Origin of the sequence: Fusobacterium perfoetens ATCC 29250 (assembly GCF_000622245.1) — a bacterium.
GTDB lineage: Bacteria > Fusobacteriota > Fusobacteriia > Fusobacteriales > Fusobacteriaceae > Fusobacterium_B > Fusobacterium_B perfoetens.
This window is the reverse complement of sequence record NZ_JHXW01000010.1, coordinates 21,952-44,128: the sequence shown is the minus strand read 5'-3', so window position 1 is coordinate 44,128 and position 22,177 is coordinate 21,952. Positions and strand designations below refer to the sequence as shown.

Sequence of the window (22,177 nt, the reverse complement as noted above, 5' to 3'; positions counted from 1 at the left end):
GTGAAAGAAGAGGGATAAATATGATAAATAAGGTGGAAACTGAAAAGGCTTTAAAAAAATATTTAAAGAAAAAAGGAGTATATTCTTTCTCTGTTTTGGTTGGATTTTTAATTACTGGGAATATTGTTTTAGGAGCAGAGTTTTCTCTAAATGAAAGACAAGAATTGTTAAAAACTGAAAAAGAAAAAATTGCTGAAAAAATATTGGAATTAAGAAAAGATTTGTTTGTAATAAAAAATGCACAAGATAAAAGTACTCATATAATAACTTCTGTAGAAGTAGGTAGAAGAAGTGGACATTTATCTGGAAGTAAATCTTATAAAAAAGAGGAACCTAATATTGATATACCTGATATTAGAGATGATATAAAACCTAATGTGCCAGATATAAAAAATCCATTACCTAATGAAGATAGTATAGTAAAAGAACCTGATTTTAAATTTGATAATGTTGGAGAAGTAGCTGTTAATGATAAATTACCAGATATAGATTTGAATCTTGGTGATTTAACAATGCCTGTTGAGAGTATTGAGGATGATAAATTTAATACTTTGACAAATGGAGTATCAACACCAGAAAAGGTAGAAGTTTCAACAAATGTAAATATAGATAATATAAAAGGGCAACCTATAAAAACTGATATAGTAGCTCCTACAATAAATGAAGTTAAGGATTTATCTAATTTTGTGGTAGGAGAAATAAATGTAAATACTCCAAATGTAACTACTCCAGATAGTTTTTCTCTTGATACAGTAAAAATAAAATCAGGAAGTTTAGAACAAAAAGATACAAATCCACATTATATTACTGGAAACGAAAAAGACCTTTATGCTGTAAGAAACTATACTCATTATAAAGCCGATGATAGAGGATTTAATATTTGGGTTTCTGGTGGAGGATTATTTTATGATACTGATAACACTCGTGGAGATAAAAGTTTATTTATTAATGGTACAGAACTTAAGTATGGACAATATGCAGGTGGATATAAAGAAACTAATGGAAAAGCTCCTACAACAACAACTTATATAAGTGATGTAATAGGAAAAGATGTAAGTGTAGAAGGACCATTTACACTTACTTATGAAGGAAATAGAAATGGAACTGATAAAACAGACCTTTATGTAAGGATATTTTTATCTTCTGTTACAAATGGATTAAATCAATCAGACTCAGAAAATACAAAAATAACAGAATTTAGTGGAGAATTAAATTTAGCAACAACAAATTCAAAAGCCCATGCAGGAAGTCCTCTTTATGGAAATTTAATAGGATTAGAACATCAGTTAGGAGATATAAATTCAAGTGATAAAGATTCTATACTTTTAAATTCAGGAACAATTAACATAGGAAATAGATTAAATCCTAATGAAGGTTCTTATGAAGAAAGTGTACAAGAAGTTGTGGATAAAAATATGATAGGTATCATGATAGATTCAGTACAAACTTCTGATAATAAAGGAAATGGGCAAACTATAAATGCTGGTGAAATTAATATAATGAAACCAAAATTATTACCAAATGAAAAAGACTTTACTCCTAGTAATAATATAGGAATATCTTTTGAAGAAAATGAAGCTGGAAATAATAAAGGAGCTACTTTAAAAGATGATGTATATATAGGAAAAATCAATATAGGAGATGGTACTACTCAAAACTATGGATTTAGAATGGGTAATATTTATAGTAAATCTGACATATATTTTGATGAAACTAAAATAATTGGAAATTTAAATAAAGAAGGAAAACAAGGTAATATAACTATAGAAAATGATAATGGAACTAATAAAATAATAGAAAATTATACAAGTGATATAGTTGTAGCTGGTAGTCAAAATGCTGGAATGGTAGTAGGAAAAAGTTTAAGTAATAAATATAGTAATCCTATTGCTAACTTTGAAAACATATCTATTAAAGTAGATGGAGACCAAACTATTGGTTTTGTAAGAGATAAAAATTATTCTGATAATAATAAAAATGATATGGTTATTACTAGCGAAAACCTAAATAATGTAAGATTTGGAGCAAATGCTAAAAACTCAGTATTATTTAGAAGTGAGATGTATGGTATAACTAATAGTAATATTATTGATGTAAGTGGAGCTGGAAAAGATGTAAAAGATGAAAGCTTTTATAATGTAGCTATGCAATCTACTAGACAATCTTGGGATGAAAATGGGGATACTTATATAGATACTAATTCTTCTGGAAGTGTAACTAATAAAGGTAAGATTTCTAATAAAGAAAATTCTACAGTTAATAATATGATAGGTATGATGGCTAGTGGAGAAATTTCCCTTGAAGATGGAGAAAATAATAGTAATTGGCAAAATGGAGATAACCTTAATGAAGGAAAAGCTCTAGCTACTAATAAAGGAACTATCTCTCTTACTGGAGATAATAATATAGGTATGGCTATTATGGACGATAATAAAGGAAATAATAGTGGAACTATAGAAATTTCAGGAAAAGAGGGAGTAGGAGTATATAATACTGGAAACTTTAATAATACTGGAACTATAATTGTAAATGGTGAAAATGGAATAGGAATATATAATAATAATATTTTAAATTTAGGTGGAACTATTAAAGTAATTGATAATTCTAATTCACAAACTGCTGAAGGTAATGTAGGAATATATTCTGAAGGTGGAACTATTAATTTTGCTTCTAAGGGTATGTTTACTACAATAGAGGGAGAAGGAAATTCTGTAGCAGGAATATATACAAAAACAAAGGATACTAATATAACAGGAAATGTTAATATAACAGGAACAAAAGTAGGATTAGTTTCTAATGGTGTTACTACTAATGTAAGTGGAAACTTAGGATATAGTGGAGATGGATTTGCTCTTTATACAAAAGGAGAAAAAGGAAAAATTGAATTTACTCAAGGTTCTATTTTAACTTTAGGTGGAAGTGCTTATGGATTTAATATAGATACTACTAAGAAGAATATAAATGGAAATGACGAAAGAGAAATTATTTTTGATAATTCTAAAATCAATATTACTTCTAGTGGTGTAACTGTATTTAATATTGATGGAAAAGGAAACTATACTATTGATTCTAAAAATGAAAATGGAATGCCAGGATTAGACTCATTAGAAGATTATGTTGGAACAGTAACTATTGGAGATGTTTCAAAAGGAGCAGAAGGGTATAAGATGGCTTCTATTGAAAATGGAACTATTAATTTAAATGGGCAAAATAAAGAATTTTTAGAAAAATATAAATTCCAAAAATCTAAAATAAATATGAGTACAGATACTAATCTTACTTTATCTAATGATGACGCTAACACTTATTTTAGTGGAGAAGTAATTGGAATAGGTATTAGCTCTAATAAAAGTAAAGATGGAGAAAAAGCTACAGAAATAGAAGATACTCAAATTAATATTATTGGTAGTACTCTAACAGCTAATAGAGTGGATAAAGCTCCTGAAATATCTCAAGAAAATAAAAATACTAAATCTACAATAGGTGCTTATATTGATTATGGAATAATTAATATAGGAGAAAAAGATAAGGCAGGTCATATAGTAGTAGAAAATGACCCAAGATTAAAAATAAATGATACTGTAAACGATAATGGAATAGGAATTTTCTCTAAAAATGGTTCTACAGTAGCAGTTAATGAAGGTTCATCTATTACTGTTTATGGAAATAATGGAATAGGTATCTATGGAGAAGCTACTAAAGATGGAAAAGATGATAAAAATAAATTTGGTGGAAAAATTACTCCATTAAATATTGATAATAAAGGAACTATAGATGTTTCTTCAGGAACAGGTGGAGTAGGAATATTTGCTGATGGAGGAACAACTGAAGCTAAAGGAATAGTTACAAACTCTGGTACTATAAAAGTAGGTGGAGGAACAAAAGATGACTCAAGTGTTGGTATCTATGGAATAAATACTGATATTACTAATACAGGAAATATTACTGTGGGTTCTAATACAAATGATGGAAATAGTACAGGAGTAGGAATCTATGCTCAAAATTCTAAAGTTACTACTGGAGGTACTATTACTTTAGGAGATGGAGCTACAGGAATATATTTAGATGGAGATAGTTCTCTTACTTTAAATAAGGATTTAGTATTTAATAGTTTAGACTCTAAAGATTCTGTAAATACTACTGATAGAATAGGAATTTATGCTAAAGGAGAAGAGGGAAAAACTAATAGTGCTATTACTATAAATCAAGATATTAATATGGGTAATGTAATAGGTGGAAAAGCAGTAGTAGTAGATGGTAGAGATGTTACTAATACTAGTGAAATAACAGTTTCAGGAAATAATGGAAGAGGAATAAGAGTATTAGATAAAGGAACTATAACTAATAATGGAACTATAACTATAACTTCTAATGGACAACTTGCTGATAATAATCCATCTTCTATTGGTATGGTAGCAGCTAATACAAACGGAACTATAACTAATAGTGGAATTATCGATATAAATTCTACTAATGGAATAGGAATTTATGTTGATAATACTAATAATACAGAAGAAGATAAAAACTCTATAACTTCAATAGGTAATATTAATTTAAATAATGATAATACAACAGGTATAGTATTAAAAGGAACAGATATTACTTTAGGAGAAAATGGTATAACTTCTGAAAATATTAGTTTTAATGGTATAAAAAATAATAGAATAGGTATCTATGGAGATAGTAGTGAAATTACTATTAATAAAGAGATTTCTAAAACAACTCTTGGAAAAGATAATATAATAATTGCTGGTAAAAATGGAAGCACAATAACTAATAATAATACTATTACTATTACTATAACAAGTAATAATAAAGATAATGAACATAATATAGGAGTTTATTTAGATGAAACTTCTAGTTATACAGGAAGAGGTAAAGTAGTAGCAGAAAATGGAGCTATAGGAATTTATTCAGACAGTAATAAAGCTTTATCTAATGTAAATGTAGAAGTAAATTCTAATGGAGTACAAACTATAGGAGTTGTACTAAATAATGCTGATACATCATCAAAAGTAGATAAAAATATTTCAGGAAATATTACTCTAAAAGGTGCAGGAGAAGGAAAAGCAATAGGTGTTTATGCTAATAATTCTAATGTTATAGTTAAAGAAAATGAATTTTTAACATTACATAATAATGGAAGTAATGGTACAGGAATATATTTAAATAATTCTATATTATCAGGAAGTGGAACAGTTAAAATAACTGGAACAGGAAAAGAAAAAGATGGAAAGATTCCTAATAGTGTAGGTATTTATTATACATCTACTAATCAAGATAGTCCTGTAATATCAGATAATTCTATTAAGGTGGAAATAGATAAATCAAATACTATAGGTGTATATGTTGCTAATGGTAGTACATTAACAAAAAGAAGTACTGGTGGAATAACAATAGGAACATTTGAAGATAATAAAGTAGAAAATGTAACAGGATTAGTAGCAAGTGCAGGTTCTACAATAAATAACAATGGAACTATTACTTTAGGAAATGTTAAAAAAGGTATTGGTATAGCCTCTTTAGGTGGAACTGTTAATAACTCTGGAATTATTACTTTAACAAATAATACAAAGAGTGGAACAGGAATATTCTTAACAGGAAATAGTAAACTAGAAAATACAGGAAATATTATCACTAATGAAAAAGCCGAAACTGATAAAGAAAATCCACAAAATTCTCATTTAGGAATAGGTATCTATACTAAAGGGGAAAATGTAGAGATTGGTTCTACAGGAAACTTTGATATGGCTAGTGGAAATGTGGCTATCTATTCTGATGGAACTAATATTTCTAGTGATATTAAACTTGCTGATAGTAATAACTTAGAAAAAAATAGTGGAACAACAGCTTTAGTAGTAAAATCTGATAAAGATTCAACAGATACTAATGTAAATAAAGGAACTACTATTGGTGGAATTAAAAATGATGAAACTAGAATGAAAATAACTTTAGCTAAAGGTTCTACAGGTATCTATGCACTAGATTCAGGAGTAAGTATTTCTAATATTTCAATAGATGCTATCGCTAATGATGGAAAACCAAGTGAAAATAATAAAGGTTTATTATCTTATGGAATCTATTTAAAATCAGAAGCTAATGGAAATTATAATGTTTCTAATACTGATATTTCTTTAGTTAAAGGTGTAGGAATAGTAGTAGGAACTTCAGAAAACGATAAAAATACTAAACTAACTTTATCAGAAAGTACAATAAATGTAAATTCTTATTCAGAGGGTAATGATCCTAATACAAAAACAGACACAAAAGAGACAGGAATAGGAATTTATACTAATTCTGGAGTAATAGCTTTAACTGGAGGAAATACTATTAATACTTCTTATGGAGTAGGAATTTATGGAGGAAATGGTTCTAATATTACTACTTCAAATGGAGATACTTTAAATCTTCAAGGATATTCAGTAGGAGTATATTCTAAAGGTGGAACTGTAACTTTAGGAAAGGGAACAAATATTTCATTTAATAATTCTATAGAAAATCCAGTAGCTTCAGGAAACTATCAAGGAGTAGGAGCTTATGTAATAGATGGAACTCTTATTTCATCAGCAAATATTACAAATGAAAATTCTAAAAAGGAAGTAGTTTCTGATGGTATAGTAGGACTTTTAGGAAAACAATCAGATAATATTGATAAAGAAGTAAAAATAACAAATAGCGGAAATATTAATTTATCTGGAAATTCAGTAGTAGGAATAGCTGGAATAGGAAATGGTGGAACAAAAAATATTACTGTTACAAATAGTGGAGATATTACTATTTCTGGCACTTATTCTGACCAAGAAAAAAAATCATATCTTGCAACAGGAATTTATGGAAAAGACACTATTATTAATAATACTGGAAATATAACTGTTGGAGATTATGCTACAGGAATTTACTATACAGGTACAAAAGCTAATGATATTACTTCTAACAATATTAAATTAACAGGTATTGATAGTATAGGTGCTATATTAAATGGAAATGCTAATAAAGTAACTATAGGTAATATAGAAGGAGACAAGAATAAGAATAGAAATTTAGGAATATATCTAAATAATTATTCAGCTACATCTACAGAGATAGGAAATATTACTTTAGGAAGTGAAAGTTTAGGATTATATATTAATAATTCTTCTGTTGATTCTATTAAATTAGGAGATATTACTGTTGGTAAAGAAGGAATAGGAGTAGCTTCTGTTGGAACTAAAACTAATAATGCAATAGATGATAATGTAACAATAACTTCTAATAGAAATATTTCTGTAGGAGAAGGTGGAACTGCTGTTTATGTAAAAGATAGTAACTTAACTATGGAATCTTTAAAAGGAATCGCAGTAGAGAAAAATGGAGCTTTATTACATGTAAATAATGGAGTACTTGATTTTACAAATAATAATCTTACATCTTTAGAAGTTAATAATGGTAATATTGGAATGATAATTGAAAATGGTGGAGATATTAAATCTACTAGTGGAGAAAAAATTTCTAATATTACAGTAACAAATGGTGGAACAGGAATACTTATTAAAGGTTCGACTATAAATCGTCCAAATATATTAAAAGAAGATGCAACTATAACTTTAGGTTCTGGAACTAAAGAGGGTTATTCAGTAGGAATGTATTACCAAAATGCTGACAATATAAATTCTAGTAAGATAAATATTAATTATTTACAAGGAACTAAATATGCAATAGGAACCATCTATGATAGAACTTATGGAACAATCAATGATTTTAATATTACTATGGATAATACTACATCTGATAGTATAGGTACTATTATTAGAAGAAATAATTATAAAGACGGAGATAATCAAGGTAGTGTAACTTTAACTTCTGAACAAGGAAAAGATTTAATAAAAGTAGATGGAAATCATAATATTGGAATCTTTGGTCAAAATTCTGTAATAGTAGCTAATGGAGATATAAAAGTTGGATTAGATGAAAGTGTAGAAAATCCTAAGGAAAATAAAAACTCTATAGGTGTATATCTAACAGCTAATGATAAAAACTGGACTCATTCATATACAGGAACTGGAGATATAGAAGTAGGAAGCCATAGTTATGGTATCTATGCTAAAAATTATGATGTAATTCATAATGGAAATATCCAAGCTACAGGAGAAGGAAGTATAGGAATAGCTAATATAATAGAAGATAAAAATAATCAAGCTGACCATCTACATACTGTTACTGTAAATGATGGAACAATAACAGTTTCAGATGGAGCTATTGGAGTATTTGGAAGAGATACTGATATTGAAGTTACAAATGGAAATTTAGTAGTATCAGGAGAAAATACAACAGGAATAGCAAGTCTTCAAAATGGTAATATAACTTATAATGGTACTGCTGATATTTCTGGAAAAGGAACTGCTGGAATTTATAAAAATACTGTAGGAACAAAAGATGGAACTTCTAATACAATAACAGTAGGAAATGGAGATTGGGAAATTAATAATCTAGCTACAGGAATTATGGCTATTTCAAGAACAAAGAATGAAGATGGAGCAATTAAAGATACTGGAAATTCAATTACTATAGATAATGCTTCTAATATGACTCTTGGAGATGGTTCTATAGGAATTTACTCAGCTGGAGCAAATAAAGTAGAAAATACAGGAGATATTACTGTAGGTGGAGCTGTAATGGAAGGAGATAAAACTTATGCTTCTGTAGGAATTTATATGGCTAATGGTGTTGGAGGAACAGGAGAAAGAGCTAAAGGAACAAACTCTGGAGAAATAACAGTAGCTAATAATGGAGGAGCAGGAGTTCAAGTAGCTGGATATGTAGATTTCACTAATAATGGAAAAATAGATGTATCTAATGGTGGAGTTGGAATACATGCTTCTTATGGAGCTATAGCTACTAATGATGGAGAAATTAATGTAACAGGTAAAGGAACTGGAATGATAGCTACAGGTAAAGGTTCTCAAGCTATAAATAATGGAACTATTAATCTTGAAAAAGGTGAATATTCATATGGAAATAATGATAATCTTCCATATAATACTTTATTAATAGGTATGGGAGCTATTAATGGTGGTACTATTACAAATGGAGAAAAAGGTATTATAAATATAAATGATGGAATAGGAATGTATATAGATAGTTCTTCTTTCTTTGAAAATAATGGAACACTTACTGTAAATAATGGTGTTGGAATTATGGGAGTTGGAGAATTAAAGAATACAGGAACTATTAATGTAACTTCTTCTAATGGAATAGGTACTGTAGAACTAGATAAAAACTTATCAGATAAAGGAAGTTTAGTGGTAGATAATGAAAATGGAATACTAGAAGTAAATGACAACTTCTCAAATATTGGTGGAATATTAGAAACTGATTACAATATCAAGTTAAATAACCCTACAATAGATATTACTGCTGGTGGAGCTGGATTTATAGCCCCTGAAATGTCAGGAGATATTAAACTAGATTCTAACTTTGCTTTAGAAGGAGATGGATTATCATATACAGTAGAGGACTTTATCGACCCAAGTGCTGACATCAATATTAATACATCACCTCTATTTGATACAGAATTAGTTGAGGGAGATTTAACTGTCAGCAAAGTAGATTATAAAGATATAAGTGTTGGAGATAGATATGACAACATAGAAGACTCTTTAGATAATATCCTTGCTAATGGTGGAAAAGATAGTGATGTATTGAAAAATCTAAACTATTACTTAGATAGTTTAGGAAATACTACTATATTTAATTATGAATATAATAGAATAATGGGTGAAGTTACAGGACTTAATACATATTCTAACCTTCAATCAAGAATGCAAGACATCAGTAGAGTATATGATAACTCATTTAAAGAGTTAATTGGTTCAGGTACAACAACATATGAAAATTCTAAATTTAATATTATCTATACTGATAACGAATATACAAACAACAATGAAAATATAGCAGGATACAAATATTATACAAAAGGTCTTAACTATATGAAAGAATTTGACGGACTAGATAGATATGGATATACTTTAGGATTTGTAGGAACTGAATTTAAATTTGATGGTTCTGCTACTGAGGAAGATGTTTACTCATTAAGAGGAGGAATCCACAGAATTAAAGAGTATGACAATGGAATTACATTTACTACAAGAGGAGATATTGGTTATAACTATCATAGAATGGATAGAAATATAAATAATAATTCTATAAATAGAAAAGCTCATTATGGTTCTTATCAAATTGGCTTAGATAACCAATTAAGAAAACCTATATTTGTAAAAGACAATAGTAATGTTGGAATTTACACAGGTCTAAATCTTGAATATGGAATCTTTGAACATATTAAAGAAAAAGGAGATATAGGAATAGAAGTTAAATCTAACGACTACTTTAGTAGTAAAGCAATGTTAGGACTTAACGGAAATATTTCTAAAAACTTAGGAGAAAAATGGAGAGTAAGCCTTTTAGGAGATGTTAATTATTCTTATGACTTTGGAACTAACTATGATGAAAATAGAGTAAGAACAATAAATGATTCTACAGGTTACTCATCATTAGAAGCTCTTGAAAAAACTAGAGGAGTTTTAGCTGGAGAAATAGGAGTTAACTTTGATAAAGAAGATTATCTAACAATAGGATTAAAAGGAAGAACAGAAAGAGATTTTGAAAGAGATGAAGATTATTGGTCTGTTGGACTAACTTTCACTTTCAGATTTAATGATTATGGAATTCCTGAAAACTTATTAAATGTAAAATCTTTATTTGGATTTGATAAAGATAAAGCAGATGACAAAGAGTTAGAAAGTGTTAAAGAAGTAGCTCAATATGTAAAAGATAATAAAGTAGATGGAAAAATCTTAATAGAAGGTCATACAGATAGTACAGGAAGAGAAAAATATAATAAAGGCCTTTCAGAAAGAAGAGTAAAATCTATAGAAAAAGAAGTAACTAATATATTAGGAGATTCTTCTAAAGTTGAAACTAGAATAATAGAAACAAAAGCATATGGAGAAACTAAACCAGCTGTATCAAACTCAACTAGAGAAGGAAGAGCACAAAACAGAAGAGTAGAAGTAAGTATAATAGAAAAATAGTTAGTATTTACAAAAACTTTTCAAAATAAAAACTCGGGGGTAAAACCTCGAGTTTTTGTTATATATTTAGAAAATAAAATAACGGTCAAAATCTTAGAGTATAATTTGTAATAGAAAAAATAATAATAATTAAAAATTAATATTAAAATAGAAGTAAAAGTAAAAAAAACAGTATATAAATAACGAAAAACAATTGATTTTTTTAGGAAAATATGTTATTCTAAAATTAGAGAGAGTTTATTTAATAAAGAAAAATATAAAAATTTAGTATGTTAGGTAGAGGGAAATAGGCCTTTTTATTCTAAAGATTTCTATTTAGTAATAAGGAGGATACCCATATGCAACATTATAATGAAACAGAAAAAAATTTAAAAAGATTTCTAAAATCAAAAGTAAAAATTACAATGGCAACAGTAGTAGGATTTTTAATAGCTGGTACTGTTGTTTTTGGTGCAGATAGTGATAAAATAACTTGGGACTCTGCAAAAGGAGTTTATGATAATAAAGCACTAAATGATTTGAAAACAAGTAAGTTTGTTGTTGGAAAAGATGGAAATCTAATAATTAAAACAAAAGGTAGTGCTTATTTATTACTAGAAGATTTAAAAAATGCCAAAAGTTTAATAGATGTAAGAAATGCCTTATCTCAAAGTATAAAGCATAACAAAAATTATGTAGACGAAAATAACCAAGGAAGCTATGTAATAACAGGAGCTTTAGCTGGTCAAGGAAAATATAGTTATGGAGTAAGTAGTCTTCAAAATTTAGGAAAATTAGCAGGAGATAGATTAGGACAAAATTCAAAGAAAATTTTGGAAATTTTAGATAGAACAAATACTAATTGGTTCAGTACAATTAAAGGGTCAACAAATACAGAAATTGGAGATTTAGAAGGAAAAACATCTCCTGTAGTAATAGGTTTAATAGGTGGAGATATGGGAGTAGGAGTAGGAGAAATAAATGTTCCTTTCATACCTACTAAAATAACATCATCTTCTAGAGAAGAAAATTTAAAAATAACAAGAGAAGGAGACTCAGTTGTAACAGTTAATAGTGGAAATTTAATAGGTGGAAGTGTAGGAAGTACAGCTATCTCTTTAGGAAATATAAAAGTAGAAGCCGAGAAAGATGTTTCAATAAGAAGCTTTAAAACAAAAGTTAGTCTTGATTTAGATTTAAATGGAAATGTAACAACTACTATTAATGGAAATACAGAATTAAATCTTAAGGGGACAGCCAATGGAACAGGAATTACAGGAGGAGGTTTATCTACAGCAATTGGTGGACAATCTACTTCAATAGTAACAGGAGATACTAATATTAATATAGATACAATAGTAAATAAAGATACAAAGACAATAGATGGAATTACAGTAGGATTATTTGGTGGAGGAATGTCAGTATCTACTCTTGGTGGAAAAGCTCATTCTGAAACTAATGGAAAAACTAATATAGATATTAAACAAGGAGTTGTAGGAGGAATATTTGGAGGAGGAGCAGCTTTATCTACAGATGTTTCTCAATTTTTAAAAGATAAAACTTTAGGTGGAACATTAAAAGATGATAAATTTACAATAGAAAAATCAGGAATTAAAGTTACTGTTTCTGGATTAAATGATGGGGGAACTTCAACAGTAAACTCTAAAGATACAGATATTAATTTATCTGGAAATACATCAGCAGCTGTTATATTAGGAAGTGGATTAGCAGTATCTCATCAAAATTCTCCTCAAGGAAAAGCTCCTACTGAAAAAGATAAAATATCAACATCAACAGTGGAAGTTGAAAATACAAATATAGTAGTTAATGTAAATAAAAATTTAAGTGAAAATAAAAAAGAAATTCCTAATATAGTTTCAGGTATAAAAGGAATTTCTCAAAAACAAGAATTAGTAAAAAATCTTCAAAAAATTATAGAAAATACAAGAGATAAAGGAATTGTAGTTGGAATAGGTGGAAATGGAATTTCTATAGCTGCAGATAAAGGAGTATCAACAGTTACTGCTAAGAATACAAATATAGATTTAAAACGAGGTTATGTTGTAGGAGTATTAGGAAATGGAATTTCAACAGGTAATGCTTGGACAAATTCAACTACAGAGGTAAAAGAAAAATCTACAATAAATATTAATGGAGCAGAAGTAATAGGAGTTTCAGGAAATGGACTGGCTCTTTATTATGGAAGTGGAAATTATGATGGAAGATTAAATTTTGAAGGAAAAGTAACCACAAAGGTAAAAGATAGTGAAATCAACTTAAATAGTGGTTCTATAGATGGATTATTTGGTGGAGGAATAGCTATAGATGATTCACAATCAAATAAAACTAATGCTGAGGCTATAACTTCAGGAACAAGTACAATAAATATAAAAGGTGGAGAAGTAACAGAGTTTGGTTACAAACACCTAAATGGTTTAATGAAAACAGATAAACCACTAGGAACTCAAGATATAAAAACATACTATAAAGAAGTAGGAGCTTTAGGAGAGGGAGTAGCTATATTTGGTGGAGGAGTAGCCACAGGAAATATGGGTAAAGCCTATGTAGAAAATTCAGTAATTAATATTTTAGGTGGAACAGTAAAAGGAGATATAGTAGCTGGAGGAATAGCCACAGCTGGAGCAATATCAACTGTTAAAAATTCTACTATAAATATTACTGGAGGAAAAATAATAGGAAGTCTTTATGGACAAGGAAAGGCTACAAAGTTAGATGAAAAATCTGGAGTATCTATGGTAGAAAATTCTAATTTAATATTAGATGGATATAGAGGGGATATTAAATCTATTAAAGATTTCCATAATATAGAAGTAAAAGAGGGAACAGAAGTAACAACTGATGAAATTTCAGTTATAGGAAAAGTTAATAAAACAACTGCTCCTATAACTATGGATTCTTCTGAAACAAGAGAAAAAATAGTAAATAGAGGTGTTATTAATATTTCTAATCCTAAAGATGATTCAAGTAGAACATTTATAACTTTAAAAGATTCTGATTTGGAAAACTATGGAACTATAGGAGTTTACTTAAATGATAAGGTTTCAGATGGAAATGGAATAACAACAAACATAGGAAAAATTAAAATTGAAGATAAAACAGCAGAGGAATTAGAAAGTGTAGATGTCTCAACTTTATTTGGAAATGAATTTAATAGTATAGGAATGTTAATAGATAAAGAGGGTAATGTTGCTCTTGATAAAGATGATAAAGTAATCGGAAATAAAGAAATTGAAATAAGTGAAATAAATCAAAATGAGGGAATTTATTTAGCTGGTGGAGTAATAATCAAAGGTGGAGAAAAACCAATAGATTTAAAATCATTAAATATTATTGGAGCAGTAAAAACTGAAGATGAAACAACTATAAATGATACTACTCTTAACTTTGGTAATGGTGGAAATTTAACAGTAACAAATTTAAAAATTTCTTCAGGCTTTATAAATGGAAATGGAGATAATACAGTTGATATTTTATTTAAAGAACAAGCTTCTAAATTAACATTAAATAATAATACAAGAGTTAATGGAAATATAGGGGATAATTCTTCTAATGGACAATTAATATTAGAAAATTCTAGTATATATGGAGATACAAAGGTAAAATCTTTAGAAGCTAGAGGAAATAGTTTATTATCAGGAAATTTAAATATAGAAACTACTGATATTAAAGGGAACTTAACATTAACTTCTAATTCTAAATTAGAGGCTGGAAATACTGTTAATATAGATAAAGATGGAAAACTAATATTACAAGTTGCCAATAGTGATGGAAAAACTAATGCTCTAGGAAATTCTAACGGGGTAATATTAAAAGGAACACCAGAGAATAAAGAAGATTTAGTATTAGATACTACTTATATTTATGGAAAAGATACAGAGATTTCTTTAGGAAGTAATACTTTTACTGATATAGGTGTTGGAATAATTAATAACAACAACGGAGTATATGTTTTAAAGAAAGCTGATTTATCAACTGATGGAAACAAAGAAAGTAAAGTATTAGTAGGATATAATAATGAGTTATTTAAAGGAAATAATATTTTAAATAATATTAATAATGCTGCTGTAAATGTTAGTGATTATTTTGAAGGTAGAGAAATATCTCTAAGAGAAAAACAACTAGATACAATTTATTCTTCTAATATTTATGCTGAAACAGTAAAAGCTTCTTATGAAAATATTAAATTATCAGAAGAAACTTTATTAGGAATGGATAGAACAGCTAAAACAGGAGATTGGGGAGCTTCAGGAAAAGTTCTATATGATAAAAATCAATATGATAGAAGAGGAACATTAGGAAAATCTTATGATTCTACTTTAGAAACTTCTGGATTATTGGCTAATTTAGAATATGGAGTAGATGATGATACATCAATGGGATTTGTTTTCTCTGGTTCAAAACAAAATTTAGATTCTAATGGTGGAACTTCTAAAGGAGATATATTCTATTTAGGAGCTTATTCAAGAAGAAATATTGGAAATTATAACTTTACTGCTGGAGCTGGATATCAATTAGGAAAATATAATACTGATAACCAAGCTGGTAGATTATTCTCAAAAACTTCATATCATACAAATTCCTTATCAGCATATGGACAAGTAAAATATATGTCTAAGTTTGATGAGATATTATTTGAACCAAAATTAAGATTAGGATATACTTATATAGAGCAAGATGATATAAAAGATTCTTACTTTAAATTAAGAGATGCTGATATATCTGTTTTTGATACAACAATTGGAGTAGATATAACAAAAAAAATTGTATTAGATAGAAATACTTTAAGATTTGTAGCAGGGGTAAATTATACAAAATTATTTGGTGATACTGATAAGAAATTTGAAGGAAGCTTTGTAAATGGAGGAAGCTTTAATGTTTTAGGTGCTAATTTAACAGAAAACTCTATAAACTTCACATTAGGTACTGAACTAGAAAATGAATCAGGATTATTCTGTAATTTAGGAACTTCATATACAATAGGAAGTAATAAAACAGAAAATTATGGTGTTAATTTTGGTATAGGATATAGATTTTAATATTAAATAAATCTGAAAATAAAAGGAGCTGTTAACTAACAGCTCCTTTTACTATATTTAGTAATTAATTTTTTTATCTACTATTCCTTTACCTTTTTCATAAGTTGTTATTTCAGTTATATTACTAGGGAATATTTTTTTTATTTTAATTATAGAATCATTTATTTCTACAACTATATATTTATTTCCATTTGAAGTCCAAGTATCTCCAACTTTAATAGGAGATTTTAAAATAATTTCTCCTTTATCAAAATCTAAATCTTTTAAATTTACATTTTTTCCTTCAGTAGTAGAAACTAATTTAACATAATCTTTTTCAAGGATATAGACTTTCTCTACTGTAGTAGCTGTATCAGTGATATTTTCTATTAATAAATTTTTTCCATTGAATGAAACAATATTACTTTTTACATTGTAACCACTATTTTCAAATCCTCCAGAAAAATTAACAGAATTATTATTAAAATAGTCATAACAATTAATATTTTTTACATTGCTATTAGAACAACCTAAAATAGAAGATATTAATAAAGAAATAAAAAATAATTTTTTCATATAACTCCTCCTCATATAATACTTATGAATAAATCTTAATTACTTTTGATAAACATCAAGTTTATTATATGGAATTTCAATATTTTTCTCTCTAAATTTAACAACAATAATTTCCATTAAATCATAAAAAGTATTCCAATAATCTTCTTTTTTAACCCAAGCTCTCAATACAAAATCTAAAGAGCTAGAATTTTGTTTTTTAAGTCTTATTACATAGCCTTTTTCTTTAAGAATATTTTTATGTTCTGTAACTATAGCAGTTAAAGTTTCCTTAACTAAATCAATATCAGAATCATAACTAACACTAATCATAGTATCAATCATTCTTTCAGGACTTCTAGAAACATTTGTAACAGCTGAATTTGCTAGTTCACTATTAGGAATAGTTATTCTAAAATTTTCAACAGTTGAAATAATAGTATAAAGAATATAGATACTCTCAACAGTTCCAGAACCACTACTAGTTATAATATAGTCACCTTTTGAAAAAGGTTTAAAGAATAATATTAAAACTCCTCCAGCTAAATTAGATAAACTTCCTTGTAAAGCCAAACCTACAGCCAAACCTGCAGTACCTAATATAGTAACAAGAGATGTAGCTCTTACTCCTATTCCTCCAATGATTAAAACAAAGAAAGAAATATAAATTAATACATTAATAAAAGATATAATAAAACTTTTTAATAATGGGTCAACTTTGTTTTTATCAAATAAAAGTTTAAAAAACTTTATAATTGATTTACTAACAGGTTTAAAAATTACTAGTAAAAATATAACCCAAACAATTTTCATAGCAATAGAAGGTAACATTTTTAATGCGTCCATTTTAATTTCTTCTAAAAAAATCTGAAATTTTGTCAATTCTTCCATATACTCCTCCTTTAAAAAATATACATACACATTATTATATCATAAAATATAAAATATTCATAGAAAAAATAAAATAACACTTTTGATAGAGAAAGATAAAATATATAAGCACATTTTTTTTTATTATGGTATAATTTTTACAGAGGTGATATATTGAAAATCTGTATAAATAATATAATGATACCAGTGATAAAAAATCAAGATAAAGAAATAGAAAAAGAAATAATAAAAAAAGGAATAAAAAAAGAAAATATAGATAAAATTTTATGGTTAAAAAGGTCAATAGACAGTAGAAAAAAGAATGATATTAAGTTTGTTTACAATTTAGAAGTACATCTAAAAAAAGATATTGATATAAAGAATATGAAAAATGTTACTCTTGTAAAAGAAGATGTTTATATAAAAAGAGAACCTATAAATAAAGAGGAAAAAGTTTTAGTAGTTGGAACAGGACCAGCAGGACTTTTTTCAGCTTTAAGATTAGTAGAATATGGATATAAACCTATTGTGATAGATAGAGGAGAGGATATTGACTCTAGAGATAAATCAGTAGAAAATTTTATTAATACAGGAGTATTAAATGAAAATTCAAATATTCAATTTGGAGAAGGTGGAGCTGGAACTTATTCTGATGGAAAATTAAATACTAGAATAAGAAGTGAATATATTGATAAAGTATTTAAAACTTTTGTAGAATGTGGGGCTCAAGAGGAAATAATGTGGGATTATAAACCTCATATAGGAACTGATGTTTTAAAAGGTATTATAAAAAATCTTAGAGAAAAGATTATTTCTATGGGTGGAAAATTTTATTTCAATAATAAATTAGAAGAAATAATTATTGAAAATAATAAAGTTGTAGGAGCTATAATAAATAACAATAAAAATGAAATAGAAAAGTTAGATGTGGATAAAATAGTTTTAGGAGTAGGTCATTCAGCAAGAGATACTTATAGAATGCTACATAAAAAAGGTGTTAAAATGGAAAGTAAACCTTTTGCTGTAGGAGCTAGAATAGAACATCCAAGAGAAGATATTGATAAAATGCAATATGGAAAGTTTGCTAATCACAAAAATTTAGGAGCAGCTACCTATAATTTTACTTATAATAATTATGAGGAAGAGAGAGGAGTATTTTCTTTTTGTATGTGTCCTGGAGGGGTGATTGTCAATGCTGCTTCTCAAAAGGGAGGTTCTCTAGTTAATGGAATGAGTTATTCTGATAGAAATGGAGAGTTTTCAAATTCAGCTCTTGTAGTTGGAATTAAAGAAAATGAATTTGGAGATGATTTATTTTCAGGAATGGAGTTTCAAGAAGAATTAGAAAAGAAAAGTTATGAAATAGTAAAAGATTATGGAGCTATTTATCAAAGTGTAACTGATTTCTTAGATGGAAAAATAACAGATAGAGATATAAAAACAAGTTATTTAATGAAAAAGACTCCATATGATTTAAATAAGTTTTTTCCAGATGTAATAACAAGAAATATGAAAATGGCTTTAAGATATTGGGGAAAAAATAATCCATTATTTGTTAGTGAAAGGGCTAACTTAATAGCTCCAGAAACAAGAACTTCAGCTCCAATAAGAATATTAAGAGATGAAAATGGAGAGTCTATTAATATCAAAGGTCTTTATCCTATAGGAGAAGGAGCTGGATATGCTGGTGGAATAGTTAGTGCTGGTGTAGATGGTCTTAAAATTATAGATAAATCTTTTAGTAAAGTAGTAGAATAGAAAGGAAGAAAATGCAAAACACACCAAACTCAAATAGAGTAAATATTGTAATAGTAGGAGCAGTTAATTCGGGGAAATCTTCTTTATTAAATAGTATAGTAGAACAAAATATTGCTATTGTATCATCAGAAGAGGGGACTACAACAGACTCTGTAAAAAAAGCAATGGAGTTAATTCCATTTGGACCTGTGTTATTTATAGATACAGCAGGGTTTAATGATAATAGTAAATTGGGAAATCTAAGAATTGAAAAAACTATCAATGAAATAAAAAAATCTGATTTTGCAATATATGTTATTGATGGAAATAATTTTATTGAAAGTGAATATCAAGAAAATATTTCAATTTTAAAAAAATATTCATTACCTTATTTAATCGTTGTAAATAAAGAAGAGTTACTAAGTGAAGAAAAGAAAAATGAAATAAAATCTAAAATAAATAATTGCTTATTTATTTCAACTAAAAACAGAGATTCTATATTAAATTTCAAAAAATCTTTAATAGAAAAGTTAAATATTTTAGAAGAAGAACCTAGCTTGTTAAAAGGTATAGTGGAATATGGAGATAAAATTGTATTGGTAGTACCTATAGATTCAGAAGCTCCAAAAGGAAGACTTATATTACCACAGGTTCAAATTTTGAGAGATGCTTTAGATAATGGAATAAAATCAATAGTTTGTAGAGATACAGAATTAGAAGAAGTTTTAAAAGAGGAAAAAAATATAAAGCTAGTTATAACAGATTCTCAAGCTTTTAAAAATGTAGATAAAATAGTGGATAATAGATATCCTCTTACAAGTTTTTCTATCTTGTTTGCTAGACAAAAAGGAGAGATAAGCAAATTAATAGAAGGAATAGAAGTTATTAAAACTTTAAAAGAAAATAGTAATGTTTTAATAGCTGAAACTTGTACTCATAATACTTCCCATGAAGATATTGGAAGAGTAAAAATTCCAACTCTTTTACAGAAAAAATTAAATAAGAAAATAAACTTTACCTTTTCAGCAGGAAAAGATTTTCCAGAAGATTTATCAAAATATGATTTAGTTATCCATTGTGGTGGTTGTATGATAACTAGAAAAAATATGGAAAATAGAATAAAATTTTGTAATGAGAAAAATTTAAAAGTCACAAATTATGGTTTAGTCTTAGCTTATTTAACTGGAATATTAGAAAAAGCTATAGAACCTTTAAAATAATTTTAATAAAGTTTAGGAGGAGTAAAAATGAATATATCTAAAATTACAACTTTTTATTTTAGTCCAACTCACTCAACTAAAAAAGTTGTAGAGAATATTGCTAAAGGGACAGGAAAAGAAATAGAAAATATAGATATTACTTTTTCTTGGAAAGATTTAAAAGAATATACTTTTAAAGAAGATGAATTAGTTATAGTAGGTTCTCCTGTATATGCTGGAAGAGTTCCTAAAGTTATAAGAGAAGCTTTAAGAAAAATAAAAGGAAATAATACTCCTGTTGTTTTAGTTGGAGTTTATGGAAATAGAGCTTTTGAAGATTATTTTGTAGAAATGCAAGATATATTTGAAGAAAATAATTTTGTAGTTATAGGAGCTGGAGCATTTTTAGGTACACACTCTTATACAACAAAGGTAGCAGCAGGTCGTCCAACTGTTGAAGATTTAGAAAAAGCATTTAACTTTGGAAAAGAAATAATAAAGAAACTAGACACTAAATCAAGAGATTTAAGAATAGAGTTACCTGGAAATAGACCTTATAAAGCAGATGGACCAAGTAGAGGAGTAGCTCCAGAGCCAAATGAAAATTGTAAAGACTGTGGAGAATGTATTAAAGTATGTCCAACAGAGGCTATATCAAAAGAAAATCATAGAGAAATTGATGTTACAAAATGTATTTTATGCCATGCTTGTGTGAGATTCTGTAAATTTAATGGAAGAGAAGTTAAAGGAGATGCTATAAAACCATTTATCGATTTCTTAGAAGGAAAATGTAGTGATTATAAAGAGATAGAATTATTTATCTAAGAAATTTTAATAAACTTATTTCATTAAAGAATGATGTTAAATAATAAGTTATCTATTTTAATAAGTTTATTTTTTATTATATTTAATTATTAATTAATAAGGATTAATTTCTATAATTTTAGAGGTTAATCCTTTTATTTTCATTTTTTTAAATATTATTTATTCATAATTTTATATTTTATTAAAGGATTTTAATGGAACTACTATACTTTAAAAATTATTAGTAATAAATAAAATCTTTATAAAAATATTTTTCAAGAAAATAATATATTGACAATTAAAAAAATTTTTCCTACAATTTAGTTAACTAGTTAACTAAAAAAGAGGAGGTTTTTTATGATAGAAATAAGTATGAAAATATCTGATGAGGATAAAGTTTGGGATTTTATAAGAAAAAATGAAAACCCTTTAATGATGAGTGGACATATTGGAACTCATATTGATGTTTACAATAAAACCTTTATACCTGAAAAATATATAGAAAGAAGAACAATAACTATAGATTGTAGAAATTATGACTTAAATAGAGAAATAGGTATAGAAATATTAGAAAATTATAAAATAATAGAAGGAGATTTTGTAATATTTTTCACTGATATTCAAAAAAATAATGGATATGGAAGTGAAATATATATTAAAAATCATTATCAACTAAGTTGGGAGCTTATAGAGGAGCTTTTAAAAAGAAAAGTTAGCTTTATAGGAATAGATTGTGCTGGAATTAGAAGAGGAGAAGAGCATATTGTTGTTGATAAAAAATGTGAGGATAATCAAGCTTATGTTATAGAAAATTTAGATTCTAATGCTTTAAAAGATATGAATAAGCTAGAAGAAACTTTAATAATTTGGTATAGAACACCATTAATGACAGGATTACCAGTTAGAATATTTAAAAAGGAAAAATAAA

8 protein-coding genes are annotated in these 22,177 nt (G+C 27.2%); 6 read left to right on the top strand and 2 right to left on the bottom strand.

All coding sequences use genetic code 11. From position 1 onward, the window contains the following. The first annotated feature begins 20 nt into the window (after positions 1-20). On the top strand, positions 21-11,069 hold the full coding sequence (locus T364_RS10495) for an OmpA family protein (protein ID WP_035945365.1): 11,049 nt from the start codon (positions 21-23) through the stop codon (positions 11,067-11,069). 338 nt (positions 11,070-11,407) lie between these two features. Beyond that, on the top strand, positions 11,408-16,105 hold the full coding sequence (locus tag T364_RS0104550; RefSeq protein WP_027128522.1) for an autotransporter outer membrane beta-barrel domain-containing protein: 4,698 nt from the start codon (positions 11,408-11,410) through the stop codon (positions 16,103-16,105). A 57-nt stretch (positions 16,106-16,162) separates the two neighbouring features. Here T364_RS0104550 and T364_RS0104545 read toward each other — a convergent pair whose 3' ends face one another. Both T364_RS0104545 and T364_RS0104540 read right to left on the bottom strand, forming a co-directional pair. Next, on the bottom strand, positions 16,163-16,660 hold the full coding sequence (locus T364_RS0104545; protein ID WP_027128521.1) for a hypothetical protein: 498 nt from the start codon (positions 16,658-16,660) through the stop codon (positions 16,163-16,165). A gap of 39 nt (positions 16,661-16,699) precedes the next feature. Further along, positions 16,700-17,530 (bottom strand): mechanosensitive ion channel family protein, encoded by an 831-nt coding sequence (locus tag T364_RS0104540; protein ID WP_035945363.1) that lies wholly within the window; start codon positions 17,528-17,530, stop codon positions 16,700-16,702. Between the two features lie 153 nt (positions 17,531-17,683). On the opposite strand from T364_RS0104540, the gene T364_RS0104535 reads away from it, so the two are divergent. The 4 genes from T364_RS0104535 to T364_RS0104520 all read left to right on the top strand — a co-directional run bounded on the left by T364_RS0104535 (position 17,684) and on the right by T364_RS0104520 (position 22,176). Next, positions 17,684-19,267, top strand: coding sequence for an NAD(P)/FAD-dependent oxidoreductase (locus T364_RS0104535; protein ID WP_027128519.1), 1,584 nt, complete (start codon positions 17,684-17,686; stop codon positions 19,265-19,267). Positions 19,268-19,278: 11 nt separating this feature from the next. Next, positions 19,279-20,466, top strand: a complete 1,188-nt coding sequence (gene hydF / locus T364_RS0104530; RefSeq protein ID WP_027128518.1) for a [FeFe] hydrogenase H-cluster maturation GTPase HydF — start codon at positions 19,279-19,281, stop codon at positions 20,464-20,466. A 27-nt stretch (positions 20,467-20,493) separates the two neighbouring features. Next, positions 20,494-21,270 carry a flavodoxin family protein gene (locus T364_RS0104525; protein ID WP_027128517.1) on the top strand — a complete coding sequence of 259 codons (777 nt, stop codon included), beginning with the start codon at positions 20,494-20,496 and terminating at the stop codon, positions 21,268-21,270. 336 nt (positions 21,271-21,606) lie between these two features. Continuing rightward, complete coding sequence (locus T364_RS0104520; protein ID WP_027128516.1) at positions 21,607-22,176, top strand: cyclase family protein; 570 nt, start codon at positions 21,607-21,609, stop codon at positions 22,174-22,176. The last annotated feature ends 1 nt before the right edge of the window (position 22,177 follow it).